At 71.4% G+C, this 24,184-nt stretch carries 24 protein-coding genes; 5 read left to right on the plus strand and 19 right to left on the minus strand.

Going from position 1 to position 24,184, the window contains the following annotated elements; translation table 11 throughout:
- Window positions 1-122: 122 nt before the first annotated feature.
- Both ABT001_RS09675 and ABT001_RS09680 read right to left on the minus strand, forming a co-directional pair.
- Window positions 123-1,016 (minus strand): glycoside hydrolase family 19 protein, encoded by an 894-nt coding sequence (locus ABT001_RS09675; protein ID WP_351274832.1) that lies wholly within the window; start codon window positions 1,014-1,016, stop codon window positions 123-125.
- Between the two features lie 251 nt (window positions 1,017-1,267).
- Complete coding sequence (locus tag ABT001_RS09680; RefSeq protein ID WP_351274834.1) at window positions 1,268-2,551, minus strand: adenylosuccinate synthase; 1,284 nt, start codon at window positions 2,549-2,551, stop codon at window positions 1,268-1,270.
- A gap of 186 nt (window positions 2,552-2,737) precedes the next feature.
- On the opposite strand from ABT001_RS09680, the gene ABT001_RS09685 reads away from it, so the two are divergent.
- Entirely contained in the window at window positions 2,738-3,574 is an 837-nt protein-coding gene (locus ABT001_RS09685; protein ID WP_351274836.1) for a diacylglycerol kinase family protein, read from the plus strand.
- An 18-nt stretch (window positions 3,575-3,592) separates the two neighbouring features.
- Here ABT001_RS09685 and ABT001_RS09690 read toward each other — a convergent pair whose 3' ends face one another.
- Window positions 3,593-4,114 (minus strand): GbsR/MarR family transcriptional regulator, encoded by a 522-nt coding sequence (locus ABT001_RS09690; protein WP_351275222.1) that lies wholly within the window; start codon window positions 4,112-4,114, stop codon window positions 3,593-3,595.
- A gap of 92 nt (window positions 4,115-4,206) precedes the next feature.
- Here ABT001_RS09690 and ABT001_RS09695 point away from each other — a divergent pair, with 92 nt between their 5' ends.
- From ABT001_RS09695 to ABT001_RS09705, 3 genes are read left to right on the plus strand one after another with little or no spacing between them, the layout of a single operon-like run.
- The gene (locus ABT001_RS09695; RefSeq protein ID WP_351274838.1) at window positions 4,207-5,139 is read left to right on the plus strand and encodes an ABC transporter ATP-binding protein; all 933 of its coding nucleotides are present in this window, start codon (window positions 4,207-4,209) and stop codon (window positions 5,137-5,139) included.
- Window positions 5,136-6,788, plus strand: a complete 1,653-nt coding sequence (locus tag ABT001_RS09700; RefSeq protein WP_351274840.1) for an ABC transporter permease — start codon at window positions 5,136-5,138, stop codon at window positions 6,786-6,788. The genes ABT001_RS09695 and ABT001_RS09700 overlap by 4 nt, the downstream gene beginning before the upstream one ends.
- A gap of 34 nt (window positions 6,789-6,822) precedes the next feature.
- Window positions 6,823-7,209 carry a hypothetical protein gene (locus tag ABT001_RS09705; RefSeq protein ID WP_351274842.1) on the plus strand — a complete coding sequence of 129 codons (387 nt, stop codon included), beginning with the start codon at window positions 6,823-6,825 and terminating at the stop codon, window positions 7,207-7,209.
- Here ABT001_RS09705 and ABT001_RS09710 read toward each other — a convergent pair.
- From ABT001_RS09710 to ABT001_RS09780, 15 genes are all read right to left on the minus strand, one after another.
- Window positions 7,192-8,397 carry a cytochrome P450 gene (locus ABT001_RS09710; RefSeq protein WP_351274844.1) on the minus strand — a complete coding sequence of 402 codons (1,206 nt, stop codon included), beginning with the start codon at window positions 8,395-8,397 and terminating at the stop codon, window positions 7,192-7,194. The genes ABT001_RS09705 and ABT001_RS09710 overlap by 18 nt on opposite strands.
- Window positions 8,398-8,406: 9 nt before the next feature.
- A complete protein-coding gene (locus ABT001_RS09715; RefSeq protein ID WP_351274846.1) occupies window positions 8,407-9,075 on the minus strand; it encodes a response regulator in 669 nt (222 codons plus the stop codon).
- Complete coding sequence (locus tag ABT001_RS09720) at window positions 9,072-10,385, minus strand: sensor histidine kinase (RefSeq protein ID WP_351274848.1); 1,314 nt, start codon at window positions 10,383-10,385, stop codon at window positions 9,072-9,074. Before ABT001_RS09720 ends, ABT001_RS09715 begins: the two co-directional genes overlap by 4 nt.
- A 74-nt stretch (window positions 10,386-10,459) precedes the next feature.
- On the minus strand, window positions 10,460-11,335 hold the full coding sequence (locus tag ABT001_RS09725; protein ID WP_351274850.1) for an alpha/beta hydrolase: 876 nt from the start codon (window positions 11,333-11,335) through the stop codon (window positions 10,460-10,462).
- A gap of 127 nt (window positions 11,336-11,462) precedes the next feature.
- Window positions 11,463-12,659 (minus strand): kynureninase, encoded by a 1,197-nt coding sequence (gene kynU, locus ABT001_RS09730; RefSeq protein ID WP_351274852.1) that lies wholly within the window; start codon window positions 12,657-12,659, stop codon window positions 11,463-11,465.
- Window positions 12,652-13,500, minus strand: a complete 849-nt coding sequence (locus ABT001_RS09735; protein WP_351274854.1) for a tryptophan 2,3-dioxygenase family protein — start codon at window positions 13,498-13,500, stop codon at window positions 12,652-12,654. Before ABT001_RS09735 ends, kynU begins: the two co-directional genes overlap by 8 nt.
- A gap of 216 nt (window positions 13,501-13,716) precedes the next feature.
- Window positions 13,717-14,130 carry a DUF3151 domain-containing protein gene (locus tag ABT001_RS09740; RefSeq protein ID WP_351274856.1) on the minus strand — a complete coding sequence of 138 codons (414 nt, stop codon included), beginning with the start codon at window positions 14,128-14,130 and terminating at the stop codon, window positions 13,717-13,719.
- A 3-nt stretch (window positions 14,131-14,133) separates the two neighbouring features.
- Entirely contained in the window at window positions 14,134-15,642 is a 1,509-nt protein-coding gene (locus ABT001_RS09745; protein ID WP_351274858.1) for an MFS transporter, read from the minus strand.
- Window positions 15,643-15,842: 200 nt separating this feature from the next.
- Complete coding sequence (gene fbaA / locus ABT001_RS09750) at window positions 15,843-16,874, minus strand: class II fructose-bisphosphate aldolase (protein WP_351274860.1); 1,032 nt, start codon at window positions 16,872-16,874, stop codon at window positions 15,843-15,845.
- Window positions 16,875-17,039: 165 nt separating this feature from the next.
- The gene (gene pyrE / locus ABT001_RS09755; RefSeq protein ID WP_351274862.1) at window positions 17,040-17,579 is read right to left on the minus strand and encodes an orotate phosphoribosyltransferase; all 540 of its coding nucleotides are present in this window, start codon (window positions 17,577-17,579) and stop codon (window positions 17,040-17,042) included.
- Between the two features lie 30 nt (window positions 17,580-17,609).
- Complete coding sequence (locus tag ABT001_RS09760) at window positions 17,610-18,404, minus strand: aldose epimerase family protein (protein ID WP_351274864.1); 795 nt, start codon at window positions 18,402-18,404, stop codon at window positions 17,610-17,612.
- Between the two features lie 30 nt (window positions 18,405-18,434).
- Window positions 18,435-19,328 carry an SRPBCC family protein gene (locus tag ABT001_RS09765; RefSeq protein ID WP_351274866.1) on the minus strand — a complete coding sequence of 298 codons (894 nt, stop codon included), beginning with the start codon at window positions 19,326-19,328 and terminating at the stop codon, window positions 18,435-18,437.
- A gap of 83 nt (window positions 19,329-19,411) precedes the next feature.
- Window positions 19,412-21,010, minus strand: a complete 1,599-nt coding sequence (locus ABT001_RS09770) for a polyamine aminopropyltransferase (RefSeq protein ID WP_351274868.1) — start codon at window positions 21,008-21,010, stop codon at window positions 19,412-19,414.
- A 51-nt stretch (window positions 21,011-21,061) separates the two neighbouring features.
- A complete protein-coding gene (locus ABT001_RS09775) occupies window positions 21,062-21,580 on the minus strand; it encodes a DUF2617 family protein (protein WP_351274870.1) in 519 nt (172 codons plus the stop codon).
- Between the two features lie 304 nt (window positions 21,581-21,884).
- A complete protein-coding gene (locus ABT001_RS09780) occupies window positions 21,885-22,148 on the minus strand; it encodes a hypothetical protein (RefSeq protein WP_351274872.1) in 264 nt (87 codons plus the stop codon).
- A gap of 142 nt (window positions 22,149-22,290) precedes the next feature.
- Here ABT001_RS09780 and ABT001_RS09785 point away from each other — a divergent pair, with 142 nt between their 5' ends.
- Window positions 22,291-23,469 carry a pyridoxal phosphate-dependent aminotransferase gene (locus ABT001_RS09785; RefSeq protein WP_351274874.1) on the plus strand — a complete coding sequence of 393 codons (1,179 nt, stop codon included), beginning with the start codon at window positions 22,291-22,293 and terminating at the stop codon, window positions 23,467-23,469.
- A gap of 82 nt (window positions 23,470-23,551) precedes the next feature.
- Here ABT001_RS09785 and ABT001_RS09790 read toward each other — a convergent pair whose 3' ends face one another.
- Window positions 23,552-24,112: a type III secretion system chaperone family protein gene (locus ABT001_RS09790; RefSeq protein ID WP_351274876.1), complete on the minus strand. Its 561-nt coding sequence runs from the start codon at window positions 24,110-24,112 to the stop codon at window positions 23,552-23,554.
- Window positions 24,113-24,184 lie beyond the last annotated feature (72 nt).

Here is a 24,184-nt window from a genome sequence, read left to right on the forward strand (position 1 = left end):
CGAGCCGCTGGCGATGACCAACCAGATCCGCCCCACCGACAAGGCGGACCCCTGGCTGGCGACGGACTGGGCCTGGGAGTCCAGGCCGGGCGCGCCCCCTCGTCCTCGGGGTGGGGCCGGGTTCAGCAGCTCAGGTTCGAGCCGGGTGTGGTGCCGAGGATCTGGGTGAACGCCTTGTACTTGTCGATGCGGCTTTGGACCTGGGCGGGGTTACCGCCGTTGCACTCGATGCTGCCGTTGATCGACCGGATGGTCTCGCCGAAGCCGGCGCCGTTGACCATGGCGTTGTGGGGCGTCATCGTGCCGGGGCCCGACTGGGTGTTCCAGTACCAGAGGCCGGTCTTCCAGGCCACGGACGCGTTCTGCTCCACCTGCCAGGGGTTGCCGAGCAGGTCGATGCCGAGGGCGTCACCGGCGGCCTTGTAGTTGAAGTTCCAGCTGAGCTGGATCGGGCCCCGGCCGTAGTAGGCCGCCTGCCCGGCCGGGCAGCCGTAGGGCTGGCTGGTGTCGCAGTAGTGCGGGTAGTTCGCGGTGTTCTGCTCCACGATGTGCACCAGGCCACCGGTCTCGTGGCTGACGTTGGCGAGGAACGCCGCCGCCTCCTGCTTCTTCACCGTGTCGCTGCCGGTGTTGGCGAAGCCGGGGTAGGCGCTCAGGGCCGAGGTGAGGCCGCTGTAGGTGTAGAAGGAGTTCCGGTTCGGGAACATCTGGTTGAACTGGGACTCGCTGACGAGGAAGCCCGAAGGGTCCGGCTCCCCCGGGTCCGTGTCGCCGCCGGTTCCGCAGCTGCCCTGGTCGGCCCAGACGTCGGCGGTGCCGGGGCGTTCGTTCTGGGTCCACCACTTCGCCGACCAGTTGTGGCCGCCGTACGAGGCGGAGCCGCCGCCCCAGTAGACGGCGGAGGCGCTCCAGGCCGGGGCGCAGGCCGCGGCCGACGCCGTGGAGGCGGGGAGGATGACGAGCGTAGCGATGACCGCGCCCAGCGCGGCGATCAGGCTCATGACACGTTTGGCCACGTGATCACTCCTTCGGCGCGGCGCCCGCGCGAGCGGGCGCCACCATGGGGGGGTTACGGCCACTCAAGCGTCGATGGTCTGGACCTGTCAAGGTCTAGACCAAAACTCGACCGCCGCGATCCAGACAAACTCCGCGTCCGCACAGGCGTGTTGGAGACAGGGCGTAGGTCACGGGAAGGAACCCCGGCAAACGAGGCGGCCGGACCCTCCAGGTGGAAGGTCCGGCCGCCGTCGTACAGGTCCTACAGGTCCTACAGGAAGGAGTTGATCTCGATCGTCTCGGTACGGCCGGGGCCGACACCGATCGCGGAGATCGGGGCGCCGGACATCTCCTCCAGCGCCTTCACGTACGCCTGCGCGTTCTTCGGCAGGTCACCGAAGGTCTTGGCCTTCGTGATGTCCTCGGACCAGCCCGGCAGCATCTCGTAGACGGGCTTCGCGTGGTGGAAGTCGGTCTGGCTGTACGGGAGCTCCTCGACGCGCTTGCCGTCGATCTCGTACGCCACGCACACCGGGATCTGCTCCCAGCCGGTCAGCACGTCCAGCTTGGTGAGGAAGAAGTCGGTGAGCCCGTTGACCCGGGTCGCGTACCGCGCGATCGGGGCGTCGAACCAGCCGCAGCGACGGTCACGGCCGGTGGTGACACCGCGTTCGCCGCCGATCCGGCGCAGCGCCTCGCCGTCCTCGTCGAGAAGTTCCGTCGGGAAGGGTCCGGCACCGACGCGGGTGGTGTAGGCCTTGAGGATGCCGATGACCCGGCTGATCTTCGTCGGGCCCACACCGGATCCGGTGCAGGCGCCGCCCGCGGTCGGGTTCGACGAGGTGACGAAGGGGTACGTGCCGTGGTCGACGTCCAGCAGGGTTCCCTGGCCGCCCTCGAAGAGGACGACCTTGCCCTCGTCGATGGCGTCGTTGAGGATCAGCGTCGTGTCGGCGACGTACGGCTTGATCTGCTCCGCGTACTGGAGCATCTCCTCGACGATCTTGCCGGCCTCGATCGCGCGCCGGTTGAAGACCTTGGCCAGGAGCTGGTTCTTCTGCTCCAGCGCCGCTTCGACCTTCTGCTCCAGGATCGACTCGTCGTAGAGGTCCTGGACGCGGATGCCCACCCGGTTGATCTTGTCGGCGTAGGTCGGGCCGATACCGCGCCCGGTGGTGCCGATCTTCCGCTTGCCGAGGAAGCGTTCCGTCACCTTGTCGACGGTGACGTTGTACGGAGTGATCAAATGAGCGTTGCCACTGATCAGGAGCTTGGACGTGTCGACGCCCCGCTCGTTCAGACCGCTCAGCTCGGAGAGCAGGACCGCCGGGTCGACGACGACACCGTTACCGATGACCGGGGTACACCCCGGCGACAGGATTCCGGAGGGGAGGAGATGCAGTGCGTACTTCTGGTCGCCGACGACGACCGTGTGGCCGGCATTGTTGCCGCCCTGGTAACGCACCACATAGTCAACGGATCCACCGAGGAGGTCGGTGGCCTTCCCCTTGCCCTCGTCACCCCACTGAGCACCGAGCAGCACAAGTGCGGGCACAGGCGTACACCCCTTCCGGGCGGGGCATGTCCAAGGTCAGGGGGCGTACGTAAAGGTCGTACCTGCCGCACGACGATGTACGGCAAAGCCTGAGCCGTCGAACCGGGTGCCCCGGAATAGACGAAGCCCCTGGCGCAATAGCGCAAGGGGCTCTTGCACCAAGATGCTACCCGAGGAAGGACCGAGGTGTCGGCTGCAGAGCCCCCCGGCGACGGCGACCATCAGCTACTCGTGCTCATCGACCCCCTTGCCCGCCGCTACGACGGCGAGTCCGTGCGCATCGCGAAGGACGTGCTGAGCGCCGGCGCGCACACCAAGATCTGCTTCGCGGACGGCCCCGACGACTTCGCCAAGGCCCTGTCCCGGCGCGGCTCCAGGCGTCCGGTCGTCGTCGGCGACGACCACGCGCTGCTGCGCGCCGTGTCCCAGCTCCACCGGGAGCGCGAGCTCTCCGACAGCGCCCTCTCCCTGATCCCGGTCGGCGCGGCACAGACGCTGGAACTCAGCTACGCGCTCGGCGTGCCCCGGAGCACGGTCGCGGCGGCACGCACGGCGCTCGACGGGGTGGTGCGCCGGCTGGACCTCCTGGTCGACGACAGCGACGGGGTCGTCCTCGGCGGGCTGAGCATCCCGGCGGCCAGGCGCGCACCCGGCCCGCCGCACACCGTCTGGGACGCCTGCCGCACCCTGGTGGCCTCGCTGGTCCGCCCCGCCCCGCCCTCGCCGTCGGGGCCCTCCCGTACCCACCGGCTGCGGGTGGAGGCGGACGGGGTCCTGCTGAACGACCTGGACCGACCCGTCCTCGACGTCTCGGTGACCGCCCAGGGCGGCGGCGGACTGGCCGACGTGGTGATCCACACGGTCTCCGGCGAGACCCTCACGGCGGAGGCCAAGGCCGTCACGGCCTCCGGGCCGGACTTCCGCTACCGCGCGGACATACGGACCGCGGGCCCCGTCAGGACCCGCACATGGACCGTACGAGCGGGTGCCTGGGGGCTGGTGCTCCCCACGGCGTCCGCCTGAGACCCGGCCCGAAGGGCCTCACCCGGACGTCCCGCGGCTCTCGCGCCACCGCTCCAGGACGCCCACCAGCTCCTTCTGCATGAACGCGAAGAACTCCGCCGTCTCCGCGAGGCGCGCGCCCGCCGGGGTGTCCTCACCGAGGGAGCGCGCGCCGTCCCGCAGCGTGCGCTCCCAGCGCGTGAGCACCTGGTTGCGGTCGGCGAAGGTGGCGTACCACATCTCCTCGTGGAGGCGGTAGCGGTCACGGCGTGAGCCGGGGTCCCGCTCGCGGCCGACCATGCTGACCTGGGTGAGATAGCTGATCGCCCCCGACACGGCAGCGGGGCTGATCCGCAGCTGCCTGCCGAGGTCCGCCGAGGTCATGGAGGCGTCGTCGTCCGCGAGGAGTGCCGCGAAGACCCGCGAGGCCATCCGCTGCATCCCCGCCTCCGTCATCTCGGCCGCGAAACGTTCGACGAAGCGTGCGACCGCGTCCTCGTCACGCCCGGCTCCGGCACCACCGCCCGTCGCCCCGGGTCCTCCGGTCCCGTTCGTGGTCATGGCCTCAGCCGCCTCCTCTGCTCCGATCATGACCCAACTTTATACACTTCCTTAACTTCACAATTTTGTGAAATCCGCGTACGTTCAGAAACATGACGAAGGCAATCACCGTGTCCGGACTGCACAAGGCGTTCGGACGGACACAGGCGCTGAACGGCCTCGACCTCACCGTCGAAACGGGCGAGGTCCATGGCTTCCTCGGGCCCAACGGCGCCGGGAAGTCCACCACCATCCGGATCCTGCTGGGGCTGCTGCGCGCCGATTCGGGCGCGGCCCGGCTGCTCGGGAAGGATCCGTGGCACGACGCCGTCGAGCTGCACAGGCGCCTGGCCTATGTGCCGGGCGATGTGGAGCTGTGGCCGGGGCTCACCGGCGGCGAGGCCATCGATCTGCTCTCCCGGCTGCGCGGCGGGGCCGACAAGCGACGCCGTGACGAGCTGATCGAGCGATTCGACCTCGATCCGACCAAGAAGGGGCGGGCCTACTCCAAGGGCAACCGCCAGAAGGTCGCGATCGTCGCCGCACTCGCCTCCGACGCGGAACTGCTGCTCCTCGACGAACCGACCGCAGGGCTCGACCCCCTGATGGAGGTCGTCTTCCAGGACGTGATCCTGCAGGCGAAGACCGCGGGGAAGACGGTGCTGCTCTCCAGCCACATCCTGGCCCAGGTGGAGAAGCTCGCCGACCGCGTCAGCATCATCCGGCTCGGCCGGATCGTGCAGTCCGGGTCGCTGGGCGAGATGCGCCATCTGACGCGTACGACCATCGAGGCGGAGACCGCCCGCCCGGCCACCGGCCTCGACGGGCTGCCCGGGGTGCACTCCGTGGAGGTCACCGAGGACGGCGCCGGAGGCCGGGTGAGGTTCGACGTGGACGGTGCCCACCTCGACGGCGCCGTGAGCAGGCTGGCCGAATGCGGCGTACGCAGCCTGATCAGCCACCCTCCGACCCTCGAGGAGCTCATGCTGCGCCACTACGGCGACGAGCTCGCGGTGGGCGGCCGGGCCCGCGGAGGCCGGCGATGACCGCCGCCACCACGACCCGGGTCCCCGCACGGTCCCTCACGCACCGTGGTGGCCCTCTGGCCGGAACCCGCGCCCTGATCGGTTTCGCCCTGCGCCGTGACCGGGTGCGGCTGCCCGTCTGGATCCTCGCCCTGTTCCTCTCCACGGTCTCCACGGCGGGCAGCTACAGGACCCTGTACGCCGATCCGGCGGACCGCGCCGCAACCGCCTCCACCATGGCGAGCCCCGCCGGACTCGCCATGACCGGCCCCGAGCGCTATCTCGACGACTACGGCTTCGGCTCGATGACGGGCCACCAGCTGCTCGGCTTCACCGCCGTACTGGTCGGCCTCATGAGCGTCCTGGTCGTCACCCGGCACACCCGCGACGAGGAGGAGACCAACCGCGCCGAACTGGTCCGCTCCACCGTCGTCGGCCGGCACGCCCACCTGGCCGCCGCCCTGTCCGTCGCGGCGCTCGCCAACCTCGCCCTCGCACTGCTGCTGGCCATCGGCCTCGGCTCGATGGGCCTCGACGACCACGGCGGCGGCTCGCTGCTCTACGGGCTCTCGCACGCGGCCGTTGGCCTCGTCTTCGCGGGCGTCGCGGCGGTCACCGCGCAGATCACCGCACACACCCGGGGCGCCTCCGGGACGGCCATGGCCGTCATCGGCGTCGCCTACGTCCTGCGGGCCGCCGGCGACGCCGGCGGCAGCGACGCGCTGTCCTGGCTCTCCCCGATCGGCTGGGTCCAGCGCACCTACGTCTACGTCGACGACCGCTGGTGGCCGCTGCTGCTCTGCCTCGCCCTCACCGTGCTCACCGCAGGGGCCGGATTCGTCCTGTCCACCCGGCGGGACGTGGGCGCCGGGCTGCGCGCCGCCCGGCTCGGCCGCCCGTCCGCCTCCGCGTCCCTGACCCGGCCACTGGGCTTCGCCCTGCGGCTGCACCGGTCCACGCTGGCCGGCTTCGGCGCGGGTCTCTTCCTGATGGGCGCGATGTACGGATCGATCCTCGGCGACGCGGACGCCATGCTGAAGGACATCGAACCGCTCCAGGAGGCACTCCACGCCACCGGCGGAACGACGACGGCCGAGTCGTTCGCGTCGATGGTCATGGTGGTCCTCGCCGTCGTCGCCGCCGTGTACGTGGTGATGGCCGCCCTGCGCCCGAGGTCCGAGGAGAGCGTGGGCCGGGTGGAGGCGCTGCTCGCGACCGGCCTGTCCCGCGCCCGATGGGCGGGCAGCCACCTCGCCGTCGCGCTGGCGGGCGGCACGCTCCTGCTGCTGGTCGCCGGACTCGGCATGGGCGTCGCGGGTGCGGCGTCCACCGGCGACCCGGGTCTGGTCCTGAAGCTGGTGGGGGCCTCACTGGCGTACGCGCCGGCGCTGTGGGTCACCGTCGGAGTCGCGGCCGTCCTCTTCGGCCACCTGCCCCGCGCGGCTTCGGCGGCCTGGGCCGTACCCGTGTACGCGTTCGTGGTCGGCTACCTGGGCGAGCTGCTGCGGTTCCCGCGCTGGACGAACACCGTGTCCCCGTTCGGCCACGTGCCGCGGCTGCCGGCGGCGGAGATGGAGTGGACACCGATGGTGGTCCTGACCGTGGTCGCCACCGCACTGATCCTGTTCGGCCTGGAAGGCTTCCGACGCCGGGACCTGCGGACCACGTAGGAACCGGCCGCGCTGCGTCGGCGTCCTGACACGCATGGACCAGAGGGACGCGGCAAGGTACGGCGGATGCGGGGCCTCAGCACTCGGGGCGGCCGCCGCCCTGTACGTCTGGGGGTCTTCCCGGCGTACCCACCGGCACATGGGCGGGGGCTTCGAGGGCGAGGGCACGGACATCTCCGTCCTCTGGACGGAGCTGCCCCTCGTCCTGCTCGCCGGGGCCCTGATCCCCCCGGCGGCATGGCTGCTGACCCTGCGTCTGCTGCGGGGGCGCACTCCCCTGCGCACCCGCGCCCTGGTCGCGGCGGTCTGCACCACGGGCGTCCTCGCGGTATCCGTCTGGGGCCTGTACACCTGGGCGAACCCGCACAACCCGTACCACGAGAGGCTCTTCGGCACCGTCGCCTCAGATCTCGACCTCTAGCCCTCGCAGTCCCCGGATCACGTACCCCGGATTCCACTCCGGCTCCGCCGTCACCCGCATACCGGGCGCCTTGCGCAGCAGTTCCCCGAAGGAGGCGCGCAGTTCGAGGCGCGCCAGCGGGGCACCCAGGCAGTAGTGGATGCCCGCGCCGAAGGAGATGTGCGGGTTGTCCTGCCGGGACAGGTCCAGCGTCTCCGCGTCGGCGAAGCGTTCCGGGTCCCGGTTGGCGGACGCGAAGAGCAGCGCGACCTGTGAACCGCGCGGGATGACGGTGCCGTCGATCTCGATGTCGTCCAGTACCCACCGCGCGAACATGGGCACCGGGGTGTCGTAGCGCAGGAGTTCCTCCACCGCGGTCGGCAGCAGGCTGTGGTCACCGCGCAGCGCGGCCAGCTGCTCCGGGTGCCGGAAGAGCATCCACCAGCCGTTGACGGTGGCGTTGACGGTCGCCTCGTGACCTGCGTTGAGGAGCAGTACGCAGGTGGAGACGATCTCCTGCTCGGTCAGCCGGTCCTCGTCGTCGTGCGCCGCGATGAGCCCGGAGATCAGGTCCGGCCCCGGATCCGCGCGCCGCGCGCCGATCAGTTCACGCAGATAACCGGAGAACTCGACCGACGCCCGCACGGCGGCCCGTGCGGTCTCCTCCGGCGGGTTCAGCTCGAACATTCCGCAGATCGCCGCCGACCACGGCCGCAGCAGCCCCCGGTCGGCCTCCGGAACACCCAGCATCTCGGCGATGACGGCCACCGGCAGCGGCTCGGCCACCGCGCTCAGCAGATCACCGCCGCCGGCCTCGACGAAGCCGTCGACGAGACCGGCGGCCAGCCGCTCCACGGTCGGGGCGAGCGCCTCGACCCTGCGCGGTGTGAACGCCTGGGCGACCATCCGCCGGATCCGGGTGTGGTCGGGGGCCTCCAGATCGAGGATCCCGTGCCCGTTGAGCGTGTGGAACGGTTCATGGGCGGCGGGTGGGACGGTGACGCCGAACTCCTCGTGGCTGAAGCGGTGCAGATAGGTCCGCCCCAGCCGCCGGTCACGCAGCAGCCCGGACACATCGGAGTGGTGCGGGACGAGCCACTGCCGCGTCGGCTCGAAGTAGTGCGCCCGGCCGGTGGCGCGCAGGGCGGCGTAGGCGGGGTACGGGTCGGCGACGAACGCGGGGGACCATGGGTCGAAGGACACGTGCATGAGCCGACGCTATCCGGGCGTGACCAGCCTCGCCTCGTACGCGAACACGGCGGCCTGGGTCCGGTCCCGGAGCCCCAGCTTCACCAGGACACGGCTGACGTGGGTCTTGATCGTCGACTCGGCGACCACGAGGTGCGAGGCGATCTCCAGGTTCGAGAGCCCCTGGGCGATCAGCACGAGCACCTCCGTCTCCCGCTCGGTGAGATCACCGATCCGCGCCATGGCGGGCGGCCGCGGTGCGTCGGCGATCTTCGAGAACTCGGTGATCAGCCGCCGGGTCACCGTCGGGGCGAGCAACGCCTCGCCGGACGCCACCACCCGCACGCCCTCGGCGAGCTGCCGGGCCGAGGCGTCCTTCAGCAGGAAGCCCGAGGCACCGGCCCGCAGGGCCTGGTACACGTACTCGTCGAGATCGAACGTGGTCAGGACGAGCACCTTGGCGTCCGCGTCGGCGGCGACGATCTCGCGGGTCGCCTCGATGCCGTTGAGCTCCGGCATGCGGATGTCCATCAGCACCACGTCGGGCCGCAGTGCGGCGACCTGGGACACGGCCTGCCGTCCGTCGACGGCCTCGCCGACCACCTCGATGCCGGGCATCGCGTTGAGCAGCACGGAGAAACCCTCGCGGACCATCATCTGGTCGTCGACGATCAGGACCCGGATGGGGGTGTCGTTCACGCTCCCTCACCCTCCTCCACGCTGTCCCGCAGCACCGGCACGGGGAGGAACACGGCGACCTCGTACCCTCCGTCGTCGGTGGCCCCCGCCGTCATCTCACCGTTCAGCATCGCGACCCGCTCCCGCATCCCCGTGATCCCGTGCCCTGCGCCCGGTGACGGCTTGACCAGCCCACGGGCCGGCCCGTTGACCACGCGCACCCCGAGCCCGCCGAGCACATAGCCGATCTCCACCTTGGCGGTGGCCCCCGGCGCGTGCCGGAGCGTGTTGCTCAGCGCTTCCTGGACGATCCGGTAGGCCGAGAGCTCGACGCCCTGCGGAAGCTCGCGGACCGCACCGGTGACGGTCTTCTCCGTCTCCAGCCCCGTCTCCCGGACGTTGTCCAGCAGCCGGTCGAGCTCGGCGAGGGTGGGCTGCGGGGCGTCCGGTGCCTCGTAGTCCTCCGCCCGTACGACGCCGAGGACGCGGCGCAGCTCGGTGAGCGCCGCCACGGCGTTCTCCCGGATGGTCACGAAGGCCTGCTCCAGCTCGGGCGGCGGATTCTCCACCCGGTACGGGGCCGCCTCGGCCTGGATCGCCACGACGGACATGTGGTGGGCGACGACGTCGTGCAGCTCACGGGCGATGGTGGTGCGCTCCTCCAGGAGCGTGCGGCGGTCGCGTTCCACGGCGGTGACGGTGCGCTGCACGGTGACCTCCCGCTCGGCCTCACGGCGTACCTGCACGATGGAGACGAGGAGCAGGGCGAACGCGGAGGCGACCACCATAGGCGCGGTGTTGGAGAATCCGGGCCCCACATTCCCCATGAAGCTCCCGAGGAACAGGGTGATCACCCACATCCAGGCGGCGGTACGGGGCCGCGTCCTGGCCGCGACCACGATCAGCACACCCAGGTGGCAGGCGAAGGCGCTCGGCTCCCAGGGCCAGTCGCCGTTGCCCAGGACCGCCACCATGGGGGTCGACGCGATCGACACCCAGAACGCGAGGACGGGACGGACCAGCGTCATCAGGAGCGTGGCGGCCGGCAGGAACCCGGTGACGAGCGTCGTGATCCCGAACGGGGAGTAGGTGTTCGCCGTGAAGACGCCTTCCATCAGCGAGATCAGCGCGACCAGGCCCACCACCGCGTGCGGGAACCAGACGACGACCTTGTGGAAGGACTTCGGGAGGCGCCGGATCACAGGCCCGTCCGTGCCCATCGGGCCCAGCGGGCGGTAGTCGAAGACGTTATGGAGGAGGTCCTGCCGCAGGGTGTGTATCGCTCCTGTGGCGGCCCGGCGCTCAGGGCTCTGGGTCTTGGTCTCGGTCACGCTTCCACGGTAGGTGGCGCCCCCGCCCCCGGTCGTCAGCAGTGATGCGGATCCTTCACCGTCCGTCGCAAGTACTACCAAGCCAGCTGAGCGATCTCCTCGGCCACCACGGCGCAGGCGTCGGCCGACGGATCGATCAGCGGGAAGTGCCCGACCCCGTCCAGCAGGGTCAGTCCCACCATCTCCCCCGCCTTGGCCGCCGCGTCCACGAACGCCTCCGTGACGGCCTGCGGCACGGTGAGGTCGTCCACCCCCTGGACGACGGCTGTCGCTATCCCGGTCGGCAGCAGCAGGGCCGGATCGACGTGAGCGGCCCGCGCCTCGAAGGCGTCATCCCCGCCGAGGAGTTGGTGCAGCGCGCCCGAGCAGACATCCAGCTCCACCGCGCTCGCGAAGTCCCCGATGGGTGCCAGCGCGACGACCCCGCGCAGCGGCGGCGCGGCGGGCAGCCGCCACGGCGACCCCTCCGGGAGCACGTGCCGGGCGGCCGCCCACAGGGCGAGCTGCCCACCCGCGGAGTGCCCGGTGACCACGGTCTTGCGGAGATCGGCGTCCGGCAGTTCCCGGGCCGCCAACGCCGGCAGGGCGTCCATCGCGGCGGCCACGTCGTCGAAGGTCTCGGGCCAGCGACCGGCGACCGGGGCCGCCGCGTCCTGCTGCGGTGCCTCGCCGCCACGCCGGTACTCGACACTGGCCACCGCGTAGCCGCGGCGCGCGAGGAAGTCCGCGAACGGCGATACGTGCTGCCGGTCGTAGGGCGCCCGCCAGGCCCCGCCGTGCAGCACCACCACGAGCGGCGCACCGGTCCGGCCGTCGCGCGGGGCGAAGAAGTCGATCACCTGGTCCGGGTGGCTCCCATAGGCCCCGGATCCGTCGGGGGCGACCACCGGATGTGCGAACGCCGACTCGGTCTCGGCGGCGTCGCGTTCACGCGCGGAAGAATCCGACATGCTGCTCCAACCGTCCTGGGCCCGTGCCCAACTGGACTGACCTGCGGGGACGGTACCAGTACGACGGACCGCCGCCGTACGGGCCCGGAGTGTGGCCCCGTACGGCATCTGACACACCGTCCGGCCGTCAGCCGGCCAGCACCTCGGCGAGGATCCGCGCCGCCCGTTCGGCGTCGGCGAATCCGACGTACAGCGGGGTGAAACCGAAGCGCAGGACGTCCGGCCGGCGCAGATCGCCGACCACGCCGCGCTCGATGAGCGCGCGCATCACCGGTTCCGTCTCCCGCGCGTTCACGCACCGCAGCGAGACCTGGCTGCCGCGCTCCGTGTGCCCGGACGGGGTGACGGACACGACCCGGCCCTCGGGCACGTAGGCGGTGACGCACTCCAGGAAGAAGTCCGTCAGCGCCAGCGACTTGGCCCGTACGGCGTCCACCGCCACGCCGTCCCACACGTCCAGTGCCGCCTCCAGGGCCAGCATGGACAGGATGTCCGGCGTGCCGACCCGGCCCCGTACGGAACCCTCCGCGGGGGCGTATCCGGGAGTCATCGCGAACGGGTCGGCGTGCGAGGTCCACCCGGGCAGGGGCGAGTCGAAGGCCTCCTGGTGCCGCTCGGCGACGTACAGGTACGCCGGCGCACCGGGTCCGCCGTTGAGGTACTTGTACGTGCAGCCGACGGCCAGGTCGACGCCGTGCGTGTCGAGGCCCACGGGCAGGGCGCCCGCACTGTGGCACAGGTCCCAGACGGCGAGGGCGCCCGCCCCGTGGGCGGCGGCGGTGAGGCCGGGCAGGTCGTGCAGCCGGCCCGTGCGGTAGTCGACGTGATTCAGGAGGACGGCTGCCGTGCGCGGTCCGAGAGCGGCCGGCACGTCGGACGGGGCGACCGGGACGACGCGGTGGCCCGTCATGCGGGCCGCCGACCCGGCGATGTACCCGTCCGTCGGGAAGGTCGTCGCGTCGACGAGGATCTCGTCCCGCCCCTCACCCGCGAGCCGGGCCGCCGCGACGACCGCCTTGAAGACGTTCACGCTGGTGGAGTCGCCCACCACGATCTGTCCGGCGGCCGCTCCGACCAGCGGGGCGATCCGGTCACCGATCCGCTCGGGCGCCGTCCACCAGCCGCTCTCCTCCCAGGAGCGGATGCGCAGCGCGCCCCACTCCCGTGTGATGACGTCCTGCATGCGCGCGGGAACGTGGCGGGGCAGCGCGCCCAGCGAGTTCCCGTCGAGGTAGACGGTGTCGTCGAGGACGAACAGCTCGCGCAGGGCGGCCAGTCCGTCGGCGGTGTCGAGCGCCTCGGCGCGCTCCTTGAAGTCAGACATGGCTACGCGCCGTCCACAGCTCGGGGAACACACTCTTGGTGGCCCGCTTCTCCAGCCAGGCGACCCCGGCCGATCCGCCGGTCCCGGTCTTCGACCCCATCGCCCGCCGGGTGGCGGTCAGGTGGTCGTTGCGCCAGCGCCACACCAGCTCGCCGACATCGGTCAGCACCTCGCCGAGCCGTACGAGCTCGTCGTTCTGGTCGGCGTTGGCGTAGATCTCCGCCCAGACCGCCTCGACGGCGGGGGACGGCTCGTACTTCTGCGACAGGTCCCGCCGCAGCACCGACTGCGGCACGGCGTACCCACGCCTGGCGAGCAGGGCGAGCGCCTCGTCGTACAGGCCCGGCTCGTGGAGCGCCTTCTCCAGCTCGGCGTGCACCCGGGGCGCGCCCCGGTGCGGTACGAGCATGGAGGCGGACTTGTCGCCCAGCAGGAACTCCATCCGGCGGTACATCGCCGACTGGAAGCCGGATCCCTCGCCGAGGGAGCCCCGGTAGGAGTTGAACTGGGCGGGGGTGAGGCCGGCCAGCGGCTTCCAGGAGGCGTTCAGCGCCTCCAGCTCCCGCAGCGACCGCTTCAGGGCGTCGCGGGCGGCCGGTACGCGGTCCTCGCGCAGGGCGTGCGCCGCCGTCTCCCACTCGTGGACGATGACCGTGAACCACAGCTCCATGACCTGGGTGGTGACCAGGAAGACCATCTCGCCGGGGTCGTCCGAGCGCAGGTGCTGGAGGTGGGTCAGGACATCGGCCTGGACGTAGTCCTCGTACGGAGTCGTTCCCGCGAAGTCCAGGTGCGGGTTGTCCGCACCGGTGGCTTCGGGGTCGGGGTGGTTCGTCGACATTTCTGTCTCCTCGACACGAGCTTCCGGGTAGCGGTCCGCCCCTTCCTCTGAGGTGGTGGAGCTCCGGTCCCCTGCCCGGCATCTTAACGGCCTCCACGCGACAGCGAGCGGGCTCCCGGCGTCCTGCGGGAGGTCGTCACGGCCTCCCGCAGGCGTCGCACGGCATGCGCCGGGCCCCGCAGGCGGCACCTGCGGGGCCCGGATCGAGCGGGCGGCTCAGCCCAGTGTGTCGGCCGCCGTCTGCGAGGAGTCCCGCAGGAAGTCCGAGCAGCGCTCGTACTCGTCCTGCTCGCCGATCGCCTGCGCGGCGCGCGCCAGGGCGTGCAGGGCCCGCAGGAAACCTCGGTTCGGTTCGTGCTCGAACGGGACGGGGCCGTGGCCCTTCCAGCCCGCACGGCGCAGGGCGTCGAGGCCGCGGTGGTAGCCGGTGCGCGCGTACGCGTACGACTCGATGACCCGGCCGCCCTCGTACGCCTCGTCGGCGAGCTGGGCCCAGGCCAGCGACGACTTGGGGTACTTGGCCGCGACGTCGGCGGGCGCCGCGCCTCCTGCGAGCAGCTCGCGCGGCTCCGGGTCGTCGGGCAGATGGGTCGGGGGAGGGCCCCCGAGCAGGTTCTCGTGGATGGACATGGCTCAAGTGTGCCTGGGGCGGGGGTCCGGCTCCAAGGGCGGGGCGGTGACGCCGCAGTGCGTCGAGCACTGCGGACGAGGCTCACGTCCGGGCTCCGGGGCCCTCCGCAGGGCCCACCAGGCGATCACCGAACCCGCCACCAGCAGCCCGGCGCACATCGGCATGGCCCGTCGGAACGTCGAGGCGAACTCGCCCGCGTCGCGGTAGGCCTCGGGCCCCATCCCCGCCAGCAGCGGGAGCGCGGCCACCGCCAGGAGCCCGGCGGCCCGCGCCGCCGCGTTGTTGATGCCGCTGGCGAGCCCGGCCCGCCCGGTGTCCACAGCGGCCAGGACGCTCGCCGTGAGGGGCGCCACGAGGGTGACCATGCCGAGGCCGAGCACCAGCACGGCGGGCAGGACGTCCACCGGGTAGGAGGCACCGGGGCCGACCCGCAGCATCAGGAGCATCCCGGCGGCCGCCAGCAGCGGGCCGACGGTGAGCGGGACGCGCGGCCCGATGCGCCGCCCGAGGTCACCGGCCGACGCGGAGAACAGCAGCATCAGCACCGTCGTGGGCAGGAGCGCGGTGCCCGCGCCCAGCGCCGAGTATCCGGCGACCACCTGGAGCTGGATCGCGGACAGGAAGAAGAACCCGCCGAGGGCCGCGTACACACAGAAGGTGACGATGTTGACGGCCGTGAACTGCCGGGAAGCGAAGATCGACGGAGGCACCATGGGGTCGGCCCGGCGCCGCTCCAGCCGTACGAAGGCCACCCCCAGCACCACACCGCAGGCCGCCGCGCCGATGACCACGACGGACGCGCCCTGCTCCTCCATCTCGATCAGCGCATACGTGACCAGGGCCAGCGCGAGCGCGGCCAGCACGGCACCCAGCACGTCGAAGCGCCCGTGGGCGTCCGGGTCCCGTGACTCCGGTACGTGGCGCAGGGCCACGGGTACGCAGACGGCGGCGAGCGGCACATTGAGCAGGAACACCCACCGCCAGCCGGGCCCGTCCACCAGCCACCCTCCGAGGAACGGCCCGACGGCGGCCCCGACTCCGCCCAGCCCGGACCAGAGCCCCACGGCGCGGGCCCGGTCGTCGGGGTGGAAGCTCGCCTGGATGATCGCCAGCGAACCGGGGGTGAGCAGCGCGCCGCCGATCCCCTGCAACGCCCGCGCCGCGACCAGCACCTCCGCGTCCGGCGCGATCCCGCACAGCAGCGAGGCCACGGCGAACCAGACCACCCCGAGCACGAACACCCGCCGCCGCCCGAAGCGGTCGCCGAGGGCACCGCCGAGCAGGATGAGCCCCGCCAGGGTGAGCATGTAGGCGTTCACGGTCCACTGCAGGGCGGCCATGTCGGTGCCGAGATCCCGGCCGATGCGGGGCAGGGCCACATTGATCACGGTGGAGTCGAGCAGGGCCATGCTGGACCCGAGCACGGTGGTCAGCACGACCCATCGCCCCACGGGCGAGGCAACCCGGATCCCGCCCTCGTCCGCGCCGCCCGCACGGTCCACGTCAGTCATATCAACAGCATCGCCGCGCCCCGACCGGGCGGCCATTCCTGGCCTCCCCGGCCCCACACCCAGCCCCTCCGGCGTTTGAGGAGCGGGGTCCGGGGCGGAGCCCCGGTTCGGGAAGGGGAGGGCAGGGGAAGAGCCCCGCGTAGCGGACACGCCACGGGCCCGGCCCCGAAGGGAGACCGGGCCCGCCGTACGAACCGTGCCTACTTCAGCTTGGTCCCCGAGGACCGCAGGTTGGCACACGCCTCGGTGACCCGCTTGGCCATGCCGCCCTCGGCTGACTTGCCCCAGCTGCGCGGGTCGTAGACCTTCTTGTTGCCGACCTCGCCGTCGACCTTCAGCACACCGTCGTAGTTGCGGAACACGTGGTCCACGATCGGGCGGGTGAAGGCGTACTGCGTGTCGGTGTCGAGGTTCATCTTCACGACGCCGTTCTCCAGCGCGGTGGCGATCTCCTCGGCCGTCGAGCCCGAACCGCCGTGGAAGACGAAGTCGAACGGCTGGCTGCCGGCGGACTTGCCGTACTTGGCCGCGACACCCTGCTGGAGGTCCTTGAGGAGCTCCGGACGCAGGACGACGTTGCCCGGCTTGTACACGCCGTGGACGTTGCCGAAGGACGCGGCCAGCAGGTAGCGGCCCTTCTCGCCCAGGCCGAGCGCCTCGGCCGTACGCAGCGCGTCGTCGACGGTCGTGTACAGCTCGTCGTTGATCTCGTGCGTGACGCCGTCCTCCTCGCCACCGGTCGGCGTGATCTCGACCTCAAGGATGATCTTGGCGGCGGCGGCCTTGGCCAGCAGCTCCTGGCCGATGGCCAGGTTGTCGGCGAGGGTCTCAGCCGAGCCGTCCCACATGTGGGACTGGAACAGCGGGTTCAGACCCTTGGCGACGCGCTCCGCGGAGACGTCGAGCAGCGGACGCACATAACCGTCCAGCTTGTCCTTGGGGCAGTGGTCGGTGTGCAGCGCGACCGTGATGTCGTACTTGGCGGCGACGATGTGCGCGAACTCGGCCAGGGCCACGGCGCCCGTCACCATGTCCTTGTTGTACTGGCCGCCCAGGAATTCGGCACCACCGGTGGAGATCTGGACGATGCCGTCGCTCTCCGCCTCCGCGAAGCCGCGCAGTGCAGCGTGCAGGGTCTGGGTCGACGTCACATTGATGGCCGGGTAGGCGAACTTGCCTGCCTTCGCCCGGTCGAGCATCTCGGCGTAGACCTCGGGGGTTGCGATGGGCATCTGTCCGCTCCTTGGGATGTGCGGGTGTGCAGGCTTGGTCCCTGACCTGGGGGCGACGTCATCGTCGCCCTCATCTTCCCAGACTCTCGCCTCGGCTCCACGCTGCCCGTCGAGTTGCGCTCTCCGTTTCACGTGAAACGGAGAGCGCCCCGAGGAAGCCCCAGGTCAGCCCAGGTCGAGGTCCGCCACCGAGTAGACGTGGACATAGGGCAGACCGGCCTCGGCGATCGCCGGAGCGGCGCCGCGCTCGACGATCACGGCGACGGCCACGACCTCGCCACCCGCCTCCCGCACCGCTTCGACGGCGGTCAGCGGCGAACCCCCCGTCGTCGAGGTGTCCTCGACGACGAGGCAGCGGCGGCCCTTGACGTCCGTGCCCTCGATGCGGCGCTGCATCCCGTGGGCCTTCTGCGCCTTGCGCACGACGAACGCGTCCAGGCTCTTCCCGCGCGCCGCCGAGGCATGCAGCATCGAGGTGGCCACCGGGTCGGCACCCAGGGTCAGACCGCCGACGCAGTCGTAGTCCAGCTCGGCGGTGGTGTCGAGCATGACCTGGCCGACCAGCGGCGCGGCCTTGCCGTCCAGCGTGATCCGGCGCAGGTCGATGTACCAGTCGGCTTCCAGCCCCGAGGAGAGGGTCACCTTGCCGTGCACCACGGCCTTGTCCTTGATCTGCTGGAGCAGCTCAGCGCGTACGTCAGTCATGTCAACGAGGGTAAGCGCTGCTGCGGAGGCTCAGAGCCGCACCCAGCTCCACGTCGACGTGATCTCCAGGGGCTCGATCGGGGTGACCAGCTGGGGGGTCGTGTTCAGCCCGTTCGGCGGCCCGGACTGCGGTTCGACGCAGACCGCCTCCGCCTGCTGGTCGTAGATCACCACCCACTCGTCCCGGCTCCTGACCGTCAGCTCCAGCTGCTCGGGCCAGGTGAGCTTCACGTCGACGCCGTCGGGCATCCCGAAGCAGTCGTCCCACGGACCGGGCCGGGGATCGATTCGCCGGCCGGTCGGCAGGTGGTTGTCGCCGCGCTCCTCCTGCCAGGCCGCGTCGAACGCGATCCGCACGTCCTGGCCGCCGAGGTTCCGGAGGAACCAGGGGTGCCACCCGGCCTGCGCGGGGAACGAATCCCCGGACGCCTCGATGCCGAGACTCAGCGTCAGCGACTCCTCGGTCAGCTCGAAGGACTGTGTGACCCGGCCCTCGTACGGCCATGGGTCGGCCAGGTCGTAGAAGAAGGCCACCTCGGCCTCGTCCTGCCGGGCAAGCTTCCAGGCGGTGTCGCGGCCGGTGCCGTGGATGGCGTGCGGCGGGGAGTTCAAGGGCAACTGGTGCGGCTCGCCGCCGTTGCGGAACAGGCCGTTCTCGGTACGGCCGCACCACGGCACCATGGGGAAGCAGCCGTACCGCTCGCCCTGGCGCAGCAGTTCGGTTCCCCCGATCCGCAGGCTGCTGATCCGGCAGCCATGAACGGGGTCAACGGTCAATTCGACGTCGCCGGCCGTCAGCCGGGCGTTCTTCACAACTCTGCTCACCCTCCGACACTACTGGCGCGGGGCGGCTCTTCACGGCCTTCTGCGCCGCAGGGCCCTGCCCAGCACCACGGCCGAGGCGATCGCCAGGGCGGCTGCCGGGGCAGCCCAGCGCAGCGTGATGCCCGCAGCACCCGCCTCGGGCGACGGCACGGGGGCGTAACGGCCGCGCGGCGGGGCGTGGTCGACCTCCTCCGTGCTACGGCCGATCATGGTGCGACGGGCGTGCGCGGCCTCGGCGGGCGGCTCGTCCGGCACGGTGAATTCCAGCTCCTCCGCCGACGGGTCGAGCGACGGCGGCGGCACCGGCGAGTCGAACACGGCCCCCTTCTCACCGGACGGCGGCTCGGCGGACGGCGGCTCCTCGGGCGACGGCTCCCCGGACGGCGACTCCGCGGACGCATCCGGCGCGGGCGCCGGTGCCTCGGTCGGCTCGGACTGTTCCGACGCATGCTCCGGCTTCGGCTCACCGTCCCGCTCCGCCAGGGACTCCGTCACCAGCTGCTGCGTGAAGCGGTCCAGCAGCCGCCGCGCCGCAGCGAGTGCCGCGTCCGGGTCCAGGTCCACGATGCGGCCGTCACCGCTCGCCGTGCCGGTGAATCCGATCGTCGTCCCCCCGTCCGTCTCCGTGAGGACGACGGTCAGGTCCAGCTTCGCCGAGCCCGTGCCCCGGGCCTCCGCTCCCTCCCCGATCACGGAGAACGAGTCACTCCCGGAGTCACCCCCACCGGCCGGCCGGAGGGTCAGCGCACCGCGATACGTGATCGTGTGGCCGTCGGCCCGGAACTTCAGCCGGCCCGCCAGTGGGCCCGCCGACGCGTCGGCATCCCGCTGAAGTCCTGGCACACAGCGCGCGACACGGGCGGGATCACCCAGCGTCCGCCGCAGGGACGGGACCGGAACCGGAACGAACACCTCATGCTCCATACCGCCCGAGCCTACTCAGCCCCGGCCGTCCCGTCAGCGCTTCGGCACCCGGACACCGCAGGACCCGGGCCGGGCCACCGCGCTCAGGGTTCTTCCCGGTACCGCGGATGGACCAGGGTCGACGGCACCACCCCGTGCTGCCGTACCCGCTCCGCCGAGCTCCGGCCGGCCCGCAGCTCCCGCTCCCCCAGTGTCCGCAGGGCGGGCGCCCCCGGGGCGATGCCGAGCCGGCCCACCGTCTGCCGCGCGGCCAGCACGAATCCCCAGTCCCGTGGTGCCCCCGCCCCGCCCCTGGCCCGGTCCGGGCCCGCCGCGAAGCCCGAGAGGCGCCCGCCGACGCTGTACGGCAGGGGCTCCAGGCCGCCCGCCCGGACCGACGCCTCCACCGTCCAGAACGTCCTCGGTCTGCTGCTCGGCGGACCCGCGTGCACCACCAGCCGGCCTCCCGGGTCCAGCGCCCCGGCGACCAGCCCGTAGAACTCGGCGGCGTAGAGCTTCGTGCTCTCGGTGATCCCCGGGTCCGGTAGGTCCGAGATCACCACGTCGTAGCGGTCGCGCGTGGACCTCAGCCAGGTGAAGGCGTCCCCGGCGACCGTCGTCAGCCGGGGGTCCTCCAGCGCGTGCCCGTTCATCCCGGAGAGCGCCGGATCCGTACGGGCCAGCCGGGTGACGGCCGGATCCAGCTCGACCACCACGACGGACGCGACATCCGGATAGCGCAGCACCTCACGGGCGGCCAGCCCGTCTCCCCCGCCCAGGATGAGCACCCGTCGATGGGCCCCGTTCATCGCCGGGTGCACGAGTGCCTCGTGGTAGCGGTGCTCGTCCCGGGAGCTGACCCGGAGGCGGCCGTCCAGGTAGAGGTCGAGCGTGCCGCGCCCCGAACCGGTGAGGACGACCTCCTGCACCTCGGTCTGCCGGGCGACCCGCACCTCGTCGCCGTACACCGCGCGCCGCGCCGCCCGCTCGAATTCGTCCACCAGGGCGGAGGCCGTGGCCAGCAGGACGATCACCACGATGTTGACGACGATCAGCAGCCGTCGCGACCGCCGGCTCAGGTCGCGCCGGAACACCCACAGCACCAGTGCGCCGCCCGCCGCCGCGTTGACCGCGCCGGTGAACAGTGCCCCGGTCAACTGGCCCATCATCGGTAGCAGAACGAAGGGAAAGGCGAGCCCGCCGACCAGCGCCCCCACGTAGTCGGCTGCGAAGAGATCCGCTACGGCCCCGCCCGCGTCCTGCCGGTCGACCCGCTGGATCATCGTCATCAGCAGGGGAATCTCCGCTCCGATCAGGATCCCGATCGTGAGCGAGAAGCCGACCAGCGCGTAACGCGACTCCCCGAACCAGGCGAAGGACGCGTACAGGACGAGGGCCGAGGTGCCGCCCACGAGCGCCAGCGCGGCCTCGACCAGGCCGAATCCCACGGCGGCACAGCTGCGAAAACGTTTCGCGAGGAGCGACCCGATGCCCATCGCGAACACCATCACGGACAGCACGACGGAAGCCTGCGTGACCGAATCACCGATCAGGTACGAGGCCAGCGCGACCAGTTCGAGCTCGTACACCAGACCGCACGCCGCGCAGACGAAGACCACGGCCAGCACGAGGAACCGGCCGGTTCCCGGCCGTACGGACAGCGCCGTCGCTTCCGCACGCAGTGGTGTCCGCTGGTCGATCATGAAACGAACGCTACGTGACGAGGAGGTCGCAGCTTGTCACCCACACGGGTGCTAAACCGCAGCCGGCACCCGCGCCCCCACTCTCGTCCGGGTCACCACCAACTGCCCCTCCTGCGGGTACGCGTGCCAGGTACGCCAGCGCACCTGACCCTCCGTCCGCTGTGCCAGCATCGCGGTGAAGGCGTAGGGACTGCCGGGAAACGTCCCCGCCAGCCCATGCGGGTGATCGCTCACCAGCGCGAGCAGTTCCTGGGCGCGACCGGCGAACGAGCCCTCGGAGAGCGTCTCGACGCGCGCCGCGAATTCGTAGTCCCAGTCCCCGAGGCTCTTCGCGACACCCAGCGGCAGCGGTGTGCTGCTGCCCGGCAGACAGGCCACGGTCTCGGAGCACGTGCGCCCCTTCTCCTCCAGCAGGACCTGATGGGAGGCGCCGAGCAGCCTCAGCTGGACTTTCGCGCCCGCCAGTTCGAGGTCGAGTGCGGCAAGGGCGGGCAGCGGCTCCCGCCCCAGGGTCCATGCCAGATCTGCGGCGCGAGTATCGGAGTAGGTGGTATGGAGGGTGGTGAGCATGGATCGGCTCCGCAAACGCACAGGGACACACGGACAGGAAGTCCCCCCGTCGGCGCTCGGGGGAGGAGGAGCCCGATCCGGCCCGACACGGGCCCGGGGGCTGAATGTTCAATACATCGATGCAATCACGAAGTACGTCGCGCTCACAGCGTTTTTGCCCAACTGCCGTGGTTTCCATCCCTCAGGGGGCAGGACGGTTCACCTGTTCCAGGAATCCCAACAAAACAGCGCCCGGCGGGAGTTGTGTCCCACCAGGCGCCTCCGTCACACCCGCCCCGACCCAGTGCGGGCGGGCGGGCCCGTCTCAGTTGCCGCCGCCACCACCGCAGCCGCCCCCGCCACCACCGCAGCTGCTGCTGCCGCCCCCGCAGGAATGTCCGCCGCCACTGTCTCCGCCCCACCAGCCGCCGCCGTGGGATTCGCCTCCTCCGCCTCCCGCGTCACCGCCGGAGCCGCTGTGCCAGCCCTGCCCCACCCCCGACTTCCGCCTGCGCCTCGAACGCAGGGCCAGGGGTGCGACCCACACCGCCACGATCACCAGGAACACGATGACAACGAACAACTCCACCGACCTCACGTCCTTCTGTCCCCCGAACCCCCGAAGCCCCCGGAACGAGGCCCCCGCGTCGCGCTGACCGTTCGATTCCCGCGCCCCGCCGGAGCCAAAGCAGACTTGAGCAACTCCAGAGCTTCGGCACAGGATGGCGCCCATGACACAGGGACGACCGCTGCTCAACCGCCGCCTCACCGAGTTCGGCACGACGATCTTCGCGGAGATGTCGGCGCTGGCCGTGCGGACCGGATCGATCAACCTCGGCCAGGGCTTCCCCGACACCGACGGCCCCGAGGAGGTCCGCGAGGCCGCGGTGCGCGCACTGCGCGACGGCCGCGGCAACCAGTACCCACCGGGCCCCGGCGTCCCCGAACTGCGCGCCGCGGTCGCGGAGCACCAACAACGGCACTACGGACTGGAATACGACCCCGACACCGAGGTCCTGGTCACCACGGGCGCCACGGAGGCGGTGGCGGCCTCCCTGCTGGCCCTGGTGGAGCCCGGAGACGAGGTCATCGCCCTGGAGCCGTACTACGACTCGTACGCCGCCTGCATCGCCATGGCCGGCGGCACCCGCGTCCCCGTCACGCTCCGGCCCCACGAGGGCGCCTACCGGCTCGACCTCGACGAGCTGCGCGCCGCCGTCACGCCCCGCACCCGGCTGATCCTGCTCAACACCCCGCACAATCCGACCGGCACCGTCCTGACCAGGGACGAGCTGGCGTCCGTCGCCGCACTCGCCTGCGAACGGGACCTCCTGGTCGTCACCGACGAGGTCTACGAACACGTCGTCTTCGAGGGCGAGCACATCCCCCTCGCGTCCTTCCCCGGCATGCGGGAGCGCACGGTCACCATCAGCAGCGCGGGCAAGACCTTCTCGTTCACCGGGTGGAAGGTCGGCTGGGTCACCGCGTCCCCCGCGCTCACGTCGGCGGTCCGCAGCGCCAAACAGTTCCTCACCTACGTGTCGGGGGGACCGTTCCAGTACGCGGTGGCCGAGGCGCTACGGCTCCCCCGCACCTACTTCACCGATCTCCGCACCGATCTCCGGTCCAAGCGGGACCTGCTCTCCGCCGGGCTCGCCGAGGCGGGCTTCGACGTGTACCGCCCGTCGGGCACCTACTTCGTCACCGCCGACATCCGCCCCCTCGGCGAGACCGACGGCTTCGCCTTCTGCCGCGCGCTGCCCGAACGCTGCGGCGTCGTCGCTGTCCCGAACGCGGTCTTCTACGACCACCGCGAGGAAGGCGCCCCCTTCGTCCGATTCGCCTTCTGCAAGCGTGACGACGTGCTCACCGAGGCGGTCGCCCGGCTGGCGAGCCTCCGGGCGTCCTGACCGCGCACGTCAGAGGCCCGGTACGGGGCTCCGGCCGCACCGGCCACGCCCCGTACCGGGCCTCTGCACTCCGTCGGCCGGATCAGGCCTCGGGGGACTGCTCCGTGGCCGCGTCGTCGGCCTCGGCCTTCTTCTCGTCGGGCTCCAGGCCCAGACGGTCCACGAGCCACTTGTCGAACTCGATCGAGGCCCGCACCCAGCTGACCGTCGAGGAGACGAAGTGCTCCAGGCTGACGCCGGTGCCGATGAGCATCTGCGCCTCACCGACGAGCCGCACGGAGGCCGTGGCGCCCTCCTCGCCCTCGTGGGCGTGCGTGTAGACCTTGGGCCACAGGGTGCGGCGGTTCCAGTCGTCGATCGCGTCGAGCAGGACCGCGCGCTGGTCCAGGTCGTGGGGGCGGTCGTAGAAGGTCCGGACCGAGAAGACCTGCTGCTCCTCCTCGCCGCGGAACATGAAGTACGTCCGGAAGTCTTCCCACGGCGCGGCGAGGTCGCCCTCGTCGTCGACGACGAACTTCAGCTCCATCTGCTCGAGAAGCTGCTTGACGAGGTCCTGGTCGGGGACCACGGGGCCCTCGGGCCCTGCCGTCTGCGGTTCGGGCTTGCCCCCGAAGTTGGGGATCGAGGACGGGTCGATAGACATCGCTGGGTACTCCTGTGGATCGCACGTGGTTGCCTGCCTGGCTTCGACCCTAGCCGCGATCGCGGCCGGTAG

Origin of the sequence: Streptomyces sp. NPDC002793 (assembly GCF_040295485.1) — a bacterium.
In the GTDB taxonomy this organism is placed as follows: Bacteria; Actinomycetota; Actinomycetes; order Streptomycetales; family Streptomycetaceae; genus Streptomyces.

Coding starts and splice junctions, on each gene's coding strand:
- ABT001_RS09745 (WP_351274858.1), bottom strand. CDS start 15,642: ATGACTGACGTGGACCGTGCGGGCGGCGCGGACGAGGGCGGGATCCGG.
- ABT001_RS09765 (WP_351274866.1), bottom strand. CDS start 19,328: ATGGAGCATGAGGTGTTCGTTCCGGTTCCGGTCCCGTCCCTGCGGCGG.
- ABT001_RS09790 (WP_351274876.1), bottom strand. CDS start 24,112: ATGTCTATCGACCCGTCCTCGATCCCCAACTTCGGGGGCAAGCCCGAA.
- ABT001_RS09690 (WP_351275222.1), bottom strand. CDS start 4,114: ATGACCACGAACGGGACCGGAGGACCCGGGGCGACGGGCGGTGGTGCC.
- pyrE (WP_351274862.1), bottom strand. CDS start 17,579: ATGACTGACGTACGCGCTGAGCTGCTCCAGCAGATCAAGGACAAGGCC.
- ABT001_RS09770 (WP_351274868.1), bottom strand. CDS start 21,010: ATGATCGACCAGCGGACACCACTGCGTGCGGAAGCGACGGCGCTGTCC.
- ABT001_RS09735 (WP_351274854.1), bottom strand. CDS start 13,500: ATGTCGACGAACCACCCCGACCCCGAAGCCACCGGTGCGGACAACCCG.
- kynU (WP_351274852.1), bottom strand. CDS start 12,659: ATGTCTGACTTCAAGGAGCGCGCCGAGGCGCTCGACACCGCCGACGGA.
- ABT001_RS09725 (WP_351274850.1), bottom strand. CDS start 11,335: ATGTCGGATTCTTCCGCGCGTGAACGCGACGCCGCCGAGACCGAGTCG.
- ABT001_RS09700 (WP_351274840.1), top strand. CDS start 5,136: ATGACCGCCGCCACCACGACCCGGGTCCCCGCACGGTCCCTCACGCAC.
- ABT001_RS09710 (WP_351274844.1), bottom strand. CDS start 8,397: ATGCACGTGTCCTTCGACCCATGGTCCCCCGCGTTCGTCGCCGACCCG.
- fbaA (WP_351274860.1), bottom strand. CDS start 16,874: ATGCCCATCGCAACCCCCGAGGTCTACGCCGAGATGCTCGACCGGGCG.
- ABT001_RS09740 (WP_351274856.1), bottom strand. CDS start 14,130: ATGTCCATCCACGAGAACCTGCTCGGGGGCCCTCCCCCGACCCATCTG.
- ABT001_RS09785 (WP_351274874.1), top strand. CDS start 22,291: ATGACACAGGGACGACCGCTGCTCAACCGCCGCCTCACCGAGTTCGGC.
- ABT001_RS09695 (WP_351274838.1), top strand. CDS start 4,207: ATGACGAAGGCAATCACCGTGTCCGGACTGCACAAGGCGTTCGGACGG.
- ABT001_RS09705 (WP_351274842.1), top strand. CDS start 6,823: ATGGACCAGAGGGACGCGGCAAGGTACGGCGGATGCGGGGCCTCAGCA.
- ABT001_RS09775 (WP_351274870.1), bottom strand. CDS start 21,580: ATGCTCACCACCCTCCATACCACCTACTCCGATACTCGCGCCGCAGAT.